The organism is Streptomyces sp. NPDC050546, from assembly GCF_044457425.1.
In the GTDB taxonomy this organism is placed as follows: domain Bacteria; phylum Actinomycetota; class Actinomycetes; order Streptomycetales; family Streptomycetaceae; genus Streptomyces.
The window spans coordinates 224,198-237,125 of the sequence record NZ_JBITGX010000013.1 but is presented as its reverse complement, the minus strand read 5'-3'; the positions used below and the strand labels follow the sequence as shown (position 1 = coordinate 237,125).

Genomic DNA, 12,928 nt, shown 5'->3' with positions numbered 1-12,928 from the left:
CTCAGAGTGGCAGGCAAAGGGAGGGTCAACAAGGGGGCGCTCGGTAACAGCGGGGCGCACTCAGTAGCGCTGGTTGAGATATCCCAGCAACTCGTCGTGCAGCAGACCGTTCGACGCGGCGGCGTCGCCGCTGTGCGGGCCCGGGCGGGCGTCGAGTCCGGTGAAGGTGCCGCCGGCCTCGGTGACGATGATCGCGGTGGCGGCCATGTCCCACAGTGAGAGTTCCGGCTCCGCGCACATGTCGATGGAGCCTTCCGCGACCATCATGTACGGCCAGAAGTCGCCGTAAGCGCGCGTGCGCCACACCTCTCGGGTGAGGTCCAGGAAGCCGTCCAGACGGCCCTGCGCCTCCCAGCCGCTGAGCGACGAGTACGCGAAGGAGGCGTCGGCGAGCTTGTTGACGCGGGAGACGTTCAGGCGGGAGGCCTTGGTGAGGCTGCGGCCGGTGAAGGCGCCGTGGCCCTTCGCGGCCCACCAGCGGCGGCCGAGGGCGGGGGCGGAGACGACACCGACGACCGGCTGGAAACCGCCCTCGCCGGCCTCCATCAGGGAGATGAGGGTGGCCCAGACGGGGACGCCGCGTACGTAGTTCTTGGTGCCGTCGATCGGGTCGATGACCCAGCGGCGAGGGCCGGTGCCCTCGACCCCGTACTCCTCACCGAGGATCGCGTCCCTCGGGCGGGCGCGCTGGAGTTGACCGCGGATGAGCTCTTCCGCGGCCTTGTCCGCTTCGCTCACCGGCGTCATGTCCGGTTTGGTCTCGACCTTGAGGTCGAGGGCCTTGAACCGGTCCGTCGTCGCGGCGTCGGCGGCGTCGGCGAGGACGTGGGCGAGACGCAGATCGTCGAGGTAGTCGGGCATGCAACGAACCTATCTGCCGAGGTGGGGGTGGGGCTACAGGGGGTTTGTGCCCGGGTGTGGGGGCGTTGTGGTCGCCCGGCGCACAGAGAGGCGGTCCCGGCTCGACCGCCGGAGGCACCCGCGCAGGTCGGCTCAAAGGCGCCCCCGCATGCCCTCGCGAACCCTTGACAGTGGTGGCACGCGCGTCAAACCTGGGCGCAGAGCCGCTGGCCCCAAGGGGAGGCAATGATGCCTGCAGCGCGGGAATCTCTGTTGGACGCCGCCTACGCGGCGCTGGCGCGCCGGTCGTGGTCCACGGTGCGGATGGTGGACGTGGCCCGGGCGGCCGGAGTGTCTCGGCAGACGCTGTACAACGAGTTCGGCAGCAAGGACGGTCTCGCCCGGGCGCTCGTGAGGAGAGAGACCGACGGGTATCTCGCGGGCGTGGACCGCGCGCTCGCCGGGCACAGCGACCTCCGCGACCGGCTCACCGCCACCGCCGAGTGGACCACGTCGGCGGCCGGTGAGAACGCCCTGGTCCGCGCCATGCTCACCGGCTGCTGGAGCGAACGGCTGCCCTCGCCGACCCTCTCGGCCGTGCCCTCCACCTCCGCCGTACCGGCCCAGCGCCGCGCCGACGGCCCGCTGCCCTCACCCGGCGACCTCGTCACCCTCATCCGCGACCGGGCCGTCACCGTCCTGTCCGGGCCCGGCACGCCCAAGCCGGACACCGCCGACCTGGCCCGCTCCTGCGAACTCGCCGTCCGGCTCGCCCTGTCGTGCGTGGCCGCGCCGCCCGGCGAGGGCGGCGTCACCGACCTGGTCCGCAGCGCCCTGCACCGGCAGCCCGGGTGACGAGGCGTCAGTGCGCCGAGCCCGACAACTGCAGTCCGATCACACCGACGATGACGAGACTGATCGACACCAGCTTCAGCGTCGACACCAGGTCGCCCAGGAACACCATGCCGTAGATCGCCGTCCCCGCCGCCCCGATGCCGGTCCACACCGCGTACGCGGGACCCACGTCGAGTCTTCTCAGCGCCAGGGTCAGCAGCCCGAAGCTGCCGAGGGCGAAGACGCAGAACGCGACCGTCGGCCAGAGCCGTGTGAAGCCGTGCGACAACTTCAGACACACGGCGAAGCCGGTCTCCAGCAACCCTGCCACGATGACCAGCAGCCACGCCATGAGCCGTTCCTCCCGTATCCCACGTTCAGTGACCGCTTGGTTGGTTCAGTCGGTTTGAGTAGATTCCTCGGATCCGTCAGCTCTGTCGGAGTTCGGTCAGGCTTGCCTCGGGCTTGGTGCGATTATGCACTTACCGTCCGCACGCCATGACAAACAACGCTGAGGTCAGTCGCCTTCCTTCCGCTCCCGCGTGGCCAGCAGCCGCCGCAGCGAGTACAGCCGCGCCGGGTCCGCGTGTCCCTCGGCCACCCACGCGTCCAGCGCGCAGTCCCGCTCGTCGTGGCTGCACGCGCGCGGGCAGCCCTCGGTGCCCGGCTCCAGATCGGGGAAGGCGTGGATGACCCGGGACGGGTCCACGTGGTGCAACCCGAAGGACCGCAGGCCCGGGGTGTCGATCACCCAGCCGTCGCTGTCCGACAGCGGCAGCGCCAGAGCCGAGGTGGTGGTGTGCCGGCCGCGTCCCGTCACCGCGTTCACATGCCCGGTCGTACGCCGCCGCTCCTCCGGCACCAGGGCGTTGACCAGGGTCGTCTTGCCGACCCCGGAGTGCCCGACGAACGCGGTGATCTTGCCGTCGAGCTGCTCGCGCACCCGAGCGACGGCGACGCCGCTGTCCAGTTCCGCGCGGCTCGTGACGACGTAGGGGATGTCGAGGTCGCCGTACAGCTCCAGCAGCTTGTCGGGCGGGGCGAGGTCCGACTTGGTCAGCACCAGCAGCGGGTCCAGGCCACCGTCGTAGGCGGCGACCAGACAGCGGTCGATGAGGCGTGGGCGGGGCTCCGGGTCGGCCAGGGCGGTGACGATGGCCAGCTGGTCCGCGTTGGCGACGACCACGCGCTCGAACGGATCGTCGTCGTCCGCCGTACGGCGCAGCACGGATGTGCGCTCCTCGATGCGGACGATCCGGGCGAGGGTGTCCTTCTTGCCGGACAGGTCGCCCACGAGGGCCACGCGGTCGCCGACCACGGCTGCCTTGCGGCCCAGCTCGCGGGCCTTCATCGCCATCACCACATGGTCCTCGACGAGGCAGGTGAGCCGTCCCCGGTCGACGGTGAGGACGAGGCCCTCGGCGGCGTCCTCGTGCTTGGGCCTGATGTTCGTCCGGGGCCGGGTGTTCCGGCGGCCGGGACGGGTGCGGATGTCGTCCTCGTCGGTGTGCTTGCCGTAGCGGCGCATGACGTGATCCCTGCGTCCTACGCCCCGAGCATCCCGGTCCACAGATCGGGGAAGTCGGGCAGGGTCTTGGCCGTCGTCGCCACGTTCTCGATCTGAACTCCCTCGACCGCGAGGCCGATGATCGCGCCGGCCGTGGCCATGCGGTGGTCGTCGTAGGTGTGGAAGATCCCGCCGTGCAGCCGGCGCGGGCGGATGTGCAGGCCGTCGGCGGTCTCCGTCACGTCGCCGCCGAGCTCGTTGATCTCCTTCGTCAGCGCGGCCAGCCGGTCCGTCTCGTGCAGCCGCAGATGGGCCACGCCGCGCAGGGTCGAGGGGGAGTCGGCGAGGGCCGCGACCGCCGCGATGCCCGGCGTCAGCTCGCCGACCTCGCTCAGGTCGACATCGATGCCGTGGACCGAGCCGGAGCCGGTGAACGCCAGGCCGTACTCGGTCAGTTCGCAGGAGCCGCCCATCTCGGTGAAGATCTCGCGCAGCCGGTCACCGGGCTGGGTGGTGCGGGCCGGCCAGGCCGGGACGACGACCTTGCCGCCGGTCACCAGCGCGGCCGCCAGGAACGGCTGGGCGTTGGACAGGTCCGGCTCGATGACCAGGTCCCGGCCGAGCAGGGCGCCCGGCGTGACCCGCCAGACGTTCGGCTCGCCGCCCGACTCGGGCGTGTCCACCTGGGCGCCGACCGCGCGCAGCATGTCGACGGTCATGCGGATGTGCGGCATGGAGGGCAGCGTGCTGCCGGTGTGGCGGACCTCGACACCCTGGTTGAAGCGCGGCCCGGACAGCAGCAGCGCGCTCACGAACTGCGAAGAGGAGGACGCGTCGATCGCGACCTGCCCGCCCGCCAGGGCGCCGCTCCCGTGCACGGTCATCGGCAGCGCGCCGCGCCCGTCGTCGTCGATCCGGGCGCCGAGCTGTCGCAGCGCGTCGATGACTCCGTTCAGGGGACGCTCGTACGAGCGAGGGTCGCCGTCGAACCGGACGGGACCGTCGGCGAGCGTGGCCACCGGCGGCAGGAACCGCATCACCGTGCCGGCGTTGCCGACGTCGACCGTGGCCGGTCCGCGCAGGCCCGTGGGGAGCACACGCCAGGCCTCGCCGGTGCCGTCCGGGCCCCCCGCGACGGCGGAGCTCGACGACACCGTCTCCTCGATCTCGACGCCCATCGCGCGCAGGGCACCGGCCATCAGCAGGGTGTCGCGGGAGCGCAGGGGGCGGCGCAGCCAGCCGGGCTCGGAGGCGAGGGAGGCGAGGACCAGGGCGCGGTTGGTGACGGACTTGGACCCGGGCACGTGGACCGTCGCGTCGACGGCTCCGCTCGCGTGCGGGGCGGGCCAGAGGGCGGTGTCTGCGGTGTTCGGGGCCATGCCTTTACTTTATAAGCAGGCAGGGAGGCGAGTAGTTCTTCGGGTGCGGCACCGTTGTGGTCGAGCGCGCCGTTCCCCGCGCCCCTGTGACGCTGCCCCTTCGGGGCGCGTCACAGGTCCAGGAGCCACCTGCCCCCGCCTATCAGCGAGCACAGCGACACCGCGTGGAACAGGAAGAACCACATCGCCGCCGGCACATGCGTCAGCCGCGACAGCTGGTCCGCGTCCGAATCACCCGCACCACCCCGTGACCGCTTCGCCTGCAGTTCGAACGCCGGGCGCACTCCGCCCAGCAACAGGAACCACACCACCACGTACGCGAACGCCGCCTGCACCTGAGGGCCGGCCAGCCAGGACACCAGGACGAACAGGCCGCCGGTGACGATCATGGTCAGGGCGCCGTACGCGTTGCGGATCATCACGAGCATGATCAGGAGCAGGGCGGTGGCCAGCCACAGCAGGAGCGTGATGCGGCCGGCGCCCAGCAGGGCCGCTCCGCCCAGGCCCAGCAGGGGCGGGGCGGTGTAGCCGGCGGCGGCCGTGAGGATCATGCCGATGCCGTGCGGCTTGCCGCGGCTGACGGTCAGGCCGCTGGTGTCCGAGTGCAGCCGTATGCCGGTGAGGGTGCGGCCGGTGAGCAGGGCCACGAGCCCGTGGCCGCCCTCGTGGGCGATGGTGATGGCGTTGCGGGAGATACGCCACGGGCCGTGCGGGATCACCACGGCGAGCGCGGCGGCCAGAGTCGCGAGCACCACCCACAGGTCGGGGTCGGGCTGCGTGCCGGAGACCTCGTCCCAGAGGGAGGCGAGCGAGGCGGTAGCGGTGCTGTCCATGTAAGGCGTTGGCTCCCTGTGGTCGGATGGAATCTGGCAGTGTGGCACGTATGTGCGGACGGTATTCAGCGAGTCGCAGGCCAGAGGATCTCGCAGGAATCTTTGAGATCGAGAAGTGGGAGCCCGAGGAGACCCTCGAGCCGGACTACAACGTGGCGCCCACCAAAGAGGTCTACGCCGTCCTCGACCGCCCTCTGAAAGACGTGGACGACCCGCGGCCGGTTCGGCAGCTGCGCAAGCTGAAGTGGGGGCTCGTCCCGTCCTGGTCGAAGACCCCCGAGGGCGGCGCCCGGATGATCAATGCCCGCGCGGAGACCGTCCACGAGAAGCCGTCCTTCCGTCGCGCCTTCACCTCCCGGCGCTGCGTCCTGCCCGCCGACGGCTACTACGAGTGGGTCACCGGCACGCAGGAGCGCGAGCTGGAGGTCGAGGGGAAGAAGAAGCGGCCCCGCAAGCAGCCGTACTTCGTGACACCGGCGGACGGGTCGGTCTTCGCCATGGCCGGGCTGTACGAGTTCTGGCGGGACAGGACGCTGCCGGACGACCACCCGCAGTCCTGGTGGGTGACGTGCTCCGTCATCACCACCGAGGCCGAGACGAGCCCGCTGGCGGTGTCCCCGGCGGACGGTCCCCGGGCCCTGGCCGAGATCCACCCCCGGATGCCGCTGATGCTGACGCCCGACCGCTGGGACGCCTGGCTGGACCCCTCCCGCACGGACGCCGACGACCTGCGCGAGCTGCTCGCCCCGCCGCCCGCCGGGCTGATGCGCGCCTACCCCGTCACCACGGCCGTCAGCAACGTGCGCAACAACGGGCCGGAGCTGCTGAAGGAGCTGGAAGGGCCCGAAGAGGGCACACTCTTCTGACGTGACGCATGCGACGAACGCGATGACGGAGACTGTCGAGACCGACGCCGGAACCGCCCGTATCACCTGGCACGAGGCGAAGAAGGCCCGGCTGGTGCTCGCCGTCAGCCATGGCGCCGGCGGCGGCATCGAGGCCCGCGATCTGAAGGCCCTGGCCGAGGCCCTGCCCGCCCACGGCGTGACCGTGGCCCGTGTGGAGCAGCCGTGGCGAGTGGCCGGAAAGAAGCTGGCGCCCGCGCCGAAGACCCTGGACGTCGGCTGGCGCGGGATCTGGCCCGCCCTCGCCGCACCCGGACTGCCGGTGATCTCCGGCGGCCGCAGCGCCGGCGCCCGGGTCGCCTGCCGTACCGCCGCCGAACTGGGCGCCCACGCGGTCCTCGCCCTCAGCTTCCCCCTCCATCCACCGGGCAAGCCGGAGAAGTCCCGGGCGGACGAACTGCTCGGTTCCGGGGTGCCCACCCTGGTCGTCCAGGGCGGGAACGACCCGTTCGGGAAGCCGGAGGAGTTCCCTGCGGGCTCGTACGAACTCGTCGAGGTGCCGTACGGCGATCACGGCTTCGCCGTCCCCAAGCGTGCGGAGATCTCGCAGGACGAGGCCGTGAAGCTCATCACGGACGCGGTCCTGGAGTGGACCGGGTCACTCGGGTAAAGCTCCGGGAATGCCGGGGCGGCGAGCGCTGTTGTGCGGGACGTACGTGCTGGAGACCAGCGCAGACGCCGTAGGAGAGGAAGTCCGCCGCATGGGTTCGACCATCTGCCCGAGCCGCAGCAGCCGCGCCGACCTGGAGTGGACGGTGCTGCACGCGGCCAGGACCGCCCCTGTTCGGGCGGCGGGCGGACCGGATCGTCGTCTATCCTCCGATTCGGGTGAGACCGGTCTCGGTCTCACGAGAACACTCGAGGAGGTGGGTCCGGTCACTGGGACCGACGCAGGGACCGAACACGGCCAGGCGGAGCAGCCCGAGGGCCAGGGCGGCACGGGCGCGGAGACGGCCGCGGAGCGCAGTGCGCGCTTCGAGCGGGACGCGCTCGAGTTCCTCGACCAGATGTACTCGGCCGCGCTGCGCATGACGCGCAACCCGGCCGACGCCGAGGACCTGGTGCAGGAGACGTACGCCAAGGCGTACGCGTCCTTCCACCAGTTCCGCGAGGGCACCAACCTCAAGGCGTGGCTGTACCGGATCCTCACCAACACCTTCATCAACTCGTACCGCAAGAAGCAGCGCGAACCTCAGCGCTCCGCGGCCGAGGAGATCGAGGACTGGCAGCTCGCCCGCGCCGAGTCGCACATGTCGACGGGCTTGCGCTCCGCGGAGTCGCAGGCGCTCGACCACCTGCCCGACTCGGACGTGAAGGAAGCGCTCCAGGCGATCCCCGAGGAGTTCCGCATCGCCGTGTATCTCGCGGACGTCGAGGGGTTTGCCTACAAGGAGATCGCCGACATCATGGGGACACCCATCGGTACGGTGATGTCCCGGCTGCACCGGGGCCGCCGTCAGCTGCGCGGCATGCTGGAGGACTACGCCCGTGACCGCGGGATGGTCCCGGCCGGCGCCGGAGAGTCGAACGAAGCGAAAGGCTCGGGGTCATGAGCTGCGGAGAGCCGCACGAGACGGATTGCAGCGAAATCCTCGATCATCTCTACGAGTTCCTCGACCGAGAGATGCCGGACTCGGACTGCGTGAAGTTCGAGCACCACTTCGAGGAATGCTCGCCCTGCCTCGAGAAGTACGGGCTCGAACAGGCCGTGAAGAAGCTGGTCAAGCGCTGCTGCGGGCATGACGACGTGCCGGGCGACCTGCGGGCCAAGGTCATGGGGCGGATCGACCTGATCCGTTCCGGCCAGGCGGTCCCCGAGCAGGACGTCACGGCCTCGCCTGCCACGCCCCAGGAGTCCTGACACTCCTGCGCTTTTCAACTACCCCGCCTCTTCAGGGGTAGTCCTCCTCTAGTCACCTTCGAACGCGTCACTCGAACGTGCTAATCCACGGGCTATCGGCCCGTGGAGCCCCCCACCGCCCTAGGCTCCGGGCCTGACGGACATGGCCGGGGAGGGGCTCATGGAAGCGGTATCGGCGCGGGTACGGGTGTATGTCGCCTCTGTCGCCGTCGCCGCCCTGTGCTGTCTGCTCCCGCTGCCGGGCGTCCGTACGCCCTGGTGGGCGGTCGCGCTGCTCGCCGCGCTGTACGCCGGGTGCGAGCGCGTCGCCCGGTCCCGGTTCGTCGGCATCTCGCACCCGGCCGGGACCTTCTACCCCGTGCTGCTCGCCGGTGCCTTCCTGCTGCCGGCGCCCGCCGCCGCCCTGGTCGCCGTGCCCGCCGCGCTGCTCTCGCCCGTCGGGCAGCGGCCCGTGACGCTGCGGCGGATCTGGCGGGCCGCCCAGCTCGTCCTCGGGGTGTGGGCCGCCGCCAAGGTGCACTGGGTGCTCGGCGGGCGGGACGCGGTCGTCGCGGGCGACGTCCCCTACGCGCTCGGGCCGGCCGGGGCCGCCGTGCTGGCGTTCTGCCTGGTGCTCGCGCTGCTGGACGGCGGGATCCTCGCCGTCGCGGAGCGGGTGCCGGTGCGGCGGGCCTGGCGGGGGCTGGTGGCGCGCTCGCTCGCGCCGATCGCCGTGCACGGGCTCGCCGGGCTGATGATGGCCGTCCTGTGGCGCAGCCCGTACGGTCCCGTGGCCGCCCTGCTCGTGCTGCTGCCGATGTGCGTCTCGTGGTGGGCGTTCGCCCAGTACCACCGGGAGCGCGCCGCCCACCAGGCGACCATCCGGGCACTGGTCCAGGCCGTCGACATCAAGGACGGGTACACACGCGGGCACAGCGAGCGCGTCGGGCAGGCCTCCATGATGATCGCGCGCGAGCTGGGCATGGACGACGAGCGCGTCGAGGTGCTCCGCTTCGCGGGGATCCTGCACGACGTCGGCAAGCTGGGCGTGCCCACCCGGCTGCTCAGGAAGAACGGGCCGCTGACCCCCGAGGAACGGCGCGTGATCGAGCTGCACCCCGAGTACGGGCACGAGATGGTGCGCGGCATCGGCTTCCTCGGGGAGGCCCGTGCCGCCGTACTGCACCACCACGAGCGGCTGGACGGCAGTGGGTACCCATACGGGCTGGTGGGCCGTCAGATCCCGGAGTCCGCGCGGGTCGTGGCGGTCGCCGACGCCTTCGACGCCATGACCTCCACCCGGAGCTACAGCAGGGCCCGCCCCGTCCCGGTGGCCCTGGAGGAACTGGAGCGGTGCGCGGGCAGCCACTTCGATCCCGTGATGGTCGCGGCCCTGGTCGAGGCCGTACGGCGGGCGGGCTGGCACCCCGCGGTGACCGCCGACGACGCCCGCACGCCCCGGGTGCCCGCGCCCGGCGAACCCGTCTCCAGCCGGCCGGGAGCACACCGGTGAGCGCGTGCGGGGCGCCGCTCCTGCGCACCCTCGTCCACGCCTCCGCCGCCCTCCTCGCCACGAGCTCCCTCGCCGTCACCCTCTACAACGGACTCGAGGAACGCCGCGTCGCCCTCGCCTTCGGGGTCCTCGTCACCGTCGGGGAGCTCACCCGGCGCAACGGGGCGCGGGTCCGGGAACCGGCACCGCTCGGGGCCGCGGCGGCCCTGTCGTACGCGCTGCTCGGGGAGGCGGGCGGGCAGGCCACGCACCACGGCCTCGCCCAGGTCGTCGCCGTCGTACTGGCCGCCTCGCTGCTCGGCAGCGTGCCGCACGTCGCGCGCGGCCAGGGGCCCACCCTCGACCACCTGGCGCGCCGCATGCTCACCGTCGGATTCGTCGCCGTGTGCTTCCAGCCCCCGTACAACCGGGGGATGTTCGACGACTGGGGCGGCCCCGCCTACGCGCTGCTGCTGCTCGCGCTGCTGTCCCTGACCGCGCTGTGCGACGCCCTGCTCGCCGCCGCCCTGGCCCACTCCCGCACCGGCTGGCCCTTCGGCCCGGTGCTGCGGGACGAGCTGCGGGCCGTGTGCGGCATCGGGTCCGCCGTCATCGCGACCGGGGCCGTGATGGCGCTCGCGGTCGCCGTCGTCGGGCTGTGGGCGCTGCCCGTCTTCTCCGTGCCGCTGCTGCTCGCCCAGATGTCGTTCCGGCGGTACGCCGCCGTCCGGGCCACCTACCGGCAGACCATCGCCTCCCTCGCGCGGGCCACCGAGGTCGCCGGCTACACCCCCTGCGGGCACGCCCGGCGCGTCGCCGCGCTCGGCCAGGCCGTGGGGCGGGACCTGGGCCTGACCGAGCCCGAACTGGCCGTGCTGGAGTACGCCGCGCTCATGCACGACATCGGCCAGCTGAGCCTCGTCGATCCGGTGCCGGCGGGCGCCACCGCCGACCTGCCCGCCGCGGAACAGCGGCGGATCGCCCTGCTCGGCGGCGCCGTCGTACGGCATACGGGGGTCGACGAGGCGGTCGCCGTGGTCGTGGAGCGGCAGGCCGACCCCTACGCCGAGCAGCCGCTCGCCGCGCGAATCGTCCGGGCCGTGAACGCGTACGAGGAGAAGTCCAGGGAAGGCGGGCCCGGCGGGCCGCTGACGGCGCTGGAGGAACTCCGGCTCGCCACCGCCGGGAAGTACGCGCCGGAAGTGGTGGAATCACTGGCCCGGGTACTGGCAAGGAGCAGTCTGACTCTGCCCGTGGCTGGGTAACCCATGGGTAATGAGCGGCTCGGAGGCCGTACGTGGTTGGATGCGAAGGAGAAGGTGTCCGGGGGCTCGAAACACAGCTACGGCCAGCCCACCGCACGGAACTGGCAGGCGGGAATCGTGAGGATCTTCGGCAAGGGACGGCACCGGCCCTCCGCCTCCTGGCGGCAGGCCACAGACAGGGCGTTCACACTTATCGGCGACGGCCGGTACGAGGACGCGGGCGCACTGTTGACACGTGCCGCCGATCTGGAGCCCTGGTTGTCCGAGTCGTGGTTCAACCTGGCCCTGCTGCACAAGTTCCGGCACGACTGGGAGCAGGCACGGGCGGCGGGCCTCAGGGCCGTGGCCCTGCTCGACCGGGACACCGGTGCTCCCGACTGGTGGAACGTCGGCATCGCCGCGACCGCCCTCCAGGACTGGCCGCTGGCCCGGCGTGCCTGGCAGGCCTACGGGCTGCGGATGCCGGGTTCCGCCATGGCCGCCGGCGAGCCCGTCGGCATGGACCTCGGCAGCGCGGCCGTACGGCTGTCCCCGGAGGGGGAGGCCGAGGTCGTGTGGGGGCGGCGGCTGGATCCCGCGCGGATCGAGGTGCTGTCCATTCCGCTGCCGTCGTCGGGGCGGCGCTGGGGCGAGGTCGTGCTGCACGACGGGGTGCCGCACGGGGAGCGGACCACGGCCGCCGGGCACACGTACCCGGTGTTCGACGAGATCGAGCTGTGGGCGCCGTCGCCGGTGCCGACCTGGGTGGTGCTGCTGGAGGCGGCGACCGAGGCGGACCGGGACGCGCTGGAGCAGCTGGCGGGGGACGCCGGGTTCGCCGCGGAGGACTGGTCCTCCTCGGTGCGGTTGCTGTGCCGGATGTGTTCGGAGTCCCGGATGCCGTCGGACGAGGGTGACGGGGAGCATCTCGATCCGCATGATCACAGTGAGCCGGGGCATCCCGGGCCGCTGGGGCATCGGACGGACGGGCAGCTGTGGGTTCCCGAGCGGGAGTGCGGGCTGGCCGCGCCGGCTTCGCTGGTGAGGGGGTTGCTGGACGGGTGGGTGGCCGACAGCCCTGATTCCCGGGACTGGCGGGATCTGGAAGAGGTCTGTTAGCGCCGTTGTCGGGTGCGGCCGCGTCGTGGTTGTTCGCGCAGTTCCCCGCGCCCCCAGGCAAAAGAATGGCGTGCGACACCGGCGTACTCTGTATCCGCATCCCATTTTTTGTGCAGGAAGGCGTACGTACGTCATGGCTCAGCAGGACACCGATCAGCAGCCCGGCGTGCTCCCCGTCGATGACGAGGGGTACGTGATCGACACGGAGGACTGCGAGGAGCGCGAGGCGGCCTGGCGGGAGCGGGGGACCTCGCGGCCGATCACGGTGGTCGGGAACCCGGTGCTGCACAAGGAGTGCAAGGACGTCACCGAGTTCGGCGAGGAGTTCCAGCAGCTCGTCGCGGACATGTTCGCCAGCCAGCGCACCGCCGAGGGCGTGGGCCTGGCCGCCAACCAGATCGGTGTCGACCTGAAGGTCTTCATCTACGACTGCCCCGACGACGAGGGCGCCCGGCACACCGGTGTGGTCTGCAACCCCAGGCTCGTCGAACTGCCCGCCGAGAAGCGCCGGCTGGACGACAGCAACGAGGGCTGCCTGTCCGTGCCCACCGCGTACGCGCCGCTCGCCCGGCCCGACTACGCAGAGGTGACCGGGCAGGACGAGAAGGGCAACCCGATCAAGGTGCGCGGCACCGGTTACTTCGCTCGGTGTTTGCAGCACGAGACCGACCACCTGTACGGCTACCTGTACATCGACCGGCTCTCCAAGCGCGAGCGCAAGGACGCGCTGCGGCAGATGGCCGAGAACGAGCCCCGCTACCCCGTGGTCGCGAACGACTGAGACCTCGCGAGCACCAGGCGAACGGCGTCTGATCGGGAATCCCGTCCCGAACAGACGCCGTTCGTCTGTGCCGTTCGTCTGTCCGTCGCACGTTCGATCGCTTCTGCTCTCCTGGTGATCCGCTACCAGTCACACACCGGGAGGATCCCGGCAC

Annotated in this window: 14 protein-coding genes; 9 read left to right on the top strand and 5 right to left on the bottom strand. The window is 71.6% G+C overall.

Translation table 11 applies throughout. The features are described from left to right. Positions 1–60 precede the first annotated feature (60 nt). Complete coding sequence (gene hisN / locus ACIBK5_RS30350) at positions 61–861, bottom strand: histidinol-phosphatase (RefSeq protein WP_261683157.1); 801 nt, start codon at positions 859–861, stop codon at positions 61–63. 225 nt (positions 862–1,086) lie between these two features. On the opposite strand from hisN, the gene ACIBK5_RS30345 reads away from it, so the two are divergent. Then, positions 1,087–1,695, top strand: coding sequence for a TetR/AcrR family transcriptional regulator (locus ACIBK5_RS30345; protein ID WP_399024401.1), 609 nt, complete (start codon positions 1,087–1,089; stop codon positions 1,693–1,695). 7 nt (positions 1,696–1,702) lie between these two features. On the opposite strand, the gene ACIBK5_RS30340 is transcribed toward ACIBK5_RS30345, so the two are convergent. The 4 genes from ACIBK5_RS30340 to ACIBK5_RS30325 all read right to left on the bottom strand — a co-directional run bounded on the left by ACIBK5_RS30340 (position 1,703) and on the right by ACIBK5_RS30325 (position 5,393). Next, the gene (locus ACIBK5_RS30340) at positions 1,703–2,026 is read right to left on the bottom strand and encodes a multidrug efflux SMR transporter (RefSeq protein ID WP_193481056.1); all 324 of its coding nucleotides are present in this window, start codon (positions 2,024–2,026) and stop codon (positions 1,703–1,705) included. A gap of 165 nt (positions 2,027–2,191) precedes the next feature. Continuing rightward, positions 2,192–3,202 (bottom strand): ribosome small subunit-dependent GTPase A, encoded by a 1,011-nt coding sequence (gene rsgA, locus ACIBK5_RS30335; RefSeq protein ID WP_399024398.1) that lies wholly within the window; start codon positions 3,200–3,202, stop codon positions 2,192–2,194. Positions 3,203–3,219: 17 nt separating this feature from the next. Further along, positions 3,220–4,560: a 3-phosphoshikimate 1-carboxyvinyltransferase gene (gene aroA / locus ACIBK5_RS30330; protein WP_399024396.1), complete on the bottom strand. Its 1,341-nt coding sequence runs from the start codon at positions 4,558–4,560 to the stop codon at positions 3,220–3,222. 110 nt (positions 4,561–4,670) lie between these two features. After that, a complete protein-coding gene (locus ACIBK5_RS30325) occupies positions 4,671–5,393 on the bottom strand; it encodes a M50 family metallopeptidase (RefSeq protein ID WP_399024394.1) in 723 nt (240 codons plus the stop codon). Between the two features lie 50 nt (positions 5,394–5,443). Here ACIBK5_RS30325 and ACIBK5_RS30320 point away from each other — a divergent pair, with 50 nt between their 5' ends. The 8 genes from ACIBK5_RS30320 to def all read left to right on the top strand — a co-directional run bounded on the left by ACIBK5_RS30320 (position 5,444) and on the right by def (position 12,774). After that, on the top strand, positions 5,444–6,259 hold the full coding sequence (locus tag ACIBK5_RS30320) for an SOS response-associated peptidase (RefSeq protein WP_399024392.1): 816 nt from the start codon (positions 5,444–5,446) through the stop codon (positions 6,257–6,259). 22 nt (positions 6,260–6,281) lie between these two features. After that, the gene (locus ACIBK5_RS30315; RefSeq protein ID WP_399024472.1) at positions 6,282–6,908 is read left to right on the top strand and encodes an alpha/beta family hydrolase; all 627 of its coding nucleotides are present in this window, start codon (positions 6,282–6,284) and stop codon (positions 6,906–6,908) included. Between the two features lie 256 nt (positions 6,909–7,164). Beyond that, entirely contained in the window at positions 7,165–7,851 is a 687-nt protein-coding gene (gene sigR, locus ACIBK5_RS30310; RefSeq protein ID WP_189723136.1) for an RNA polymerase sigma factor SigR, read from the top strand. Then, entirely contained in the window at positions 7,848–8,159 is a 312-nt protein-coding gene (gene rsrA, locus ACIBK5_RS30305) for a mycothiol system anti-sigma-R factor (RefSeq protein ID WP_309095367.1), read from the top strand. Before sigR ends, rsrA begins: the two co-directional genes overlap by 4 nt. A gap of 160 nt (positions 8,160–8,319) precedes the next feature. After that, positions 8,320–9,651: an HD-GYP domain-containing protein gene (locus ACIBK5_RS30300; RefSeq protein ID WP_399024389.1), complete on the top strand. Its 1,332-nt coding sequence runs from the start codon at positions 8,320–8,322 to the stop codon at positions 9,649–9,651. Beyond that, positions 9,648–10,895 carry an HD-GYP domain-containing protein gene (locus ACIBK5_RS30295; protein WP_399024387.1) on the top strand — a complete coding sequence of 416 codons (1,248 nt, stop codon included), beginning with the start codon at positions 9,648–9,650 and terminating at the stop codon, positions 10,893–10,895. Before ACIBK5_RS30300 ends, ACIBK5_RS30295 begins: the two co-directional genes overlap by 4 nt. A 117-nt stretch (positions 10,896–11,012) precedes the next feature. Beyond that, entirely contained in the window at positions 11,013–11,993 is a 981-nt protein-coding gene (locus tag ACIBK5_RS30290) for a tetratricopeptide repeat protein (RefSeq protein WP_399024470.1), read from the top strand. 133 nt (positions 11,994–12,126) lie between these two features. After that, positions 12,127–12,774 carry a peptide deformylase gene (gene def / locus ACIBK5_RS30285; protein WP_328343249.1) on the top strand — a complete coding sequence of 216 codons (648 nt, stop codon included), beginning with the start codon at positions 12,127–12,129 and terminating at the stop codon, positions 12,772–12,774. Positions 12,775–12,928 lie beyond the last annotated feature (154 nt).

Excerpts from the sequence above, each read along its gene's own strand:
- hisN (WP_261683157.1), bottom strand. The coding sequence starts at position 861 with ATGCCCGACTACCTCGACGATCTGCGTCTCGCCCACGTCCTCGCCGAC.
- ACIBK5_RS30345 (WP_399024401.1), top strand. The coding sequence starts at position 1,087 with ATGATGCCTGCAGCGCGGGAATCTCTGTTGGACGCCGCCTACGCGGCG.
- ACIBK5_RS30340 (WP_193481056.1), bottom strand. The coding sequence starts at position 2,026 with ATGGCGTGGCTGCTGGTCATCGTGGCAGGGTTGCTGGAGACCGGCTTC.
- rsgA (WP_399024398.1), bottom strand. The coding sequence starts at position 3,202 with ATGCGCCGCTACGGCAAGCACACCGACGAGGACGACATCCGCACCCGT.
- aroA (WP_399024396.1), bottom strand. The coding sequence starts at position 4,560 with ATGGCCCCGAACACCGCAGACACCGCCCTCTGGCCCGCCCCGCACGCG.
- ACIBK5_RS30325 (WP_399024394.1), bottom strand. The coding sequence starts at position 5,393 with ATGGACAGCACCGCTACCGCCTCGCTCGCCTCCCTCTGGGACGAGGTC.
- ACIBK5_RS30320 (WP_399024392.1), top strand. The coding sequence starts at position 5,444 with ATGTGCGGACGGTATTCAGCGAGTCGCAGGCCAGAGGATCTCGCAGGA.
- ACIBK5_RS30315 (WP_399024472.1), top strand. The coding sequence starts at position 6,282 with ATGACGGAGACTGTCGAGACCGACGCCGGAACCGCCCGTATCACCTGG.
- rsrA (WP_309095367.1), top strand. The coding sequence starts at position 7,848 with ATGAGCTGCGGAGAGCCGCACGAGACGGATTGCAGCGAAATCCTCGAT.
- ACIBK5_RS30300 (WP_399024389.1), top strand. The coding sequence starts at position 8,320 with ATGGAAGCGGTATCGGCGCGGGTACGGGTGTATGTCGCCTCTGTCGCC.
- def (WP_328343249.1), top strand. The coding sequence starts at position 12,127 with ATGGCTCAGCAGGACACCGATCAGCAGCCCGGCGTGCTCCCCGTCGAT.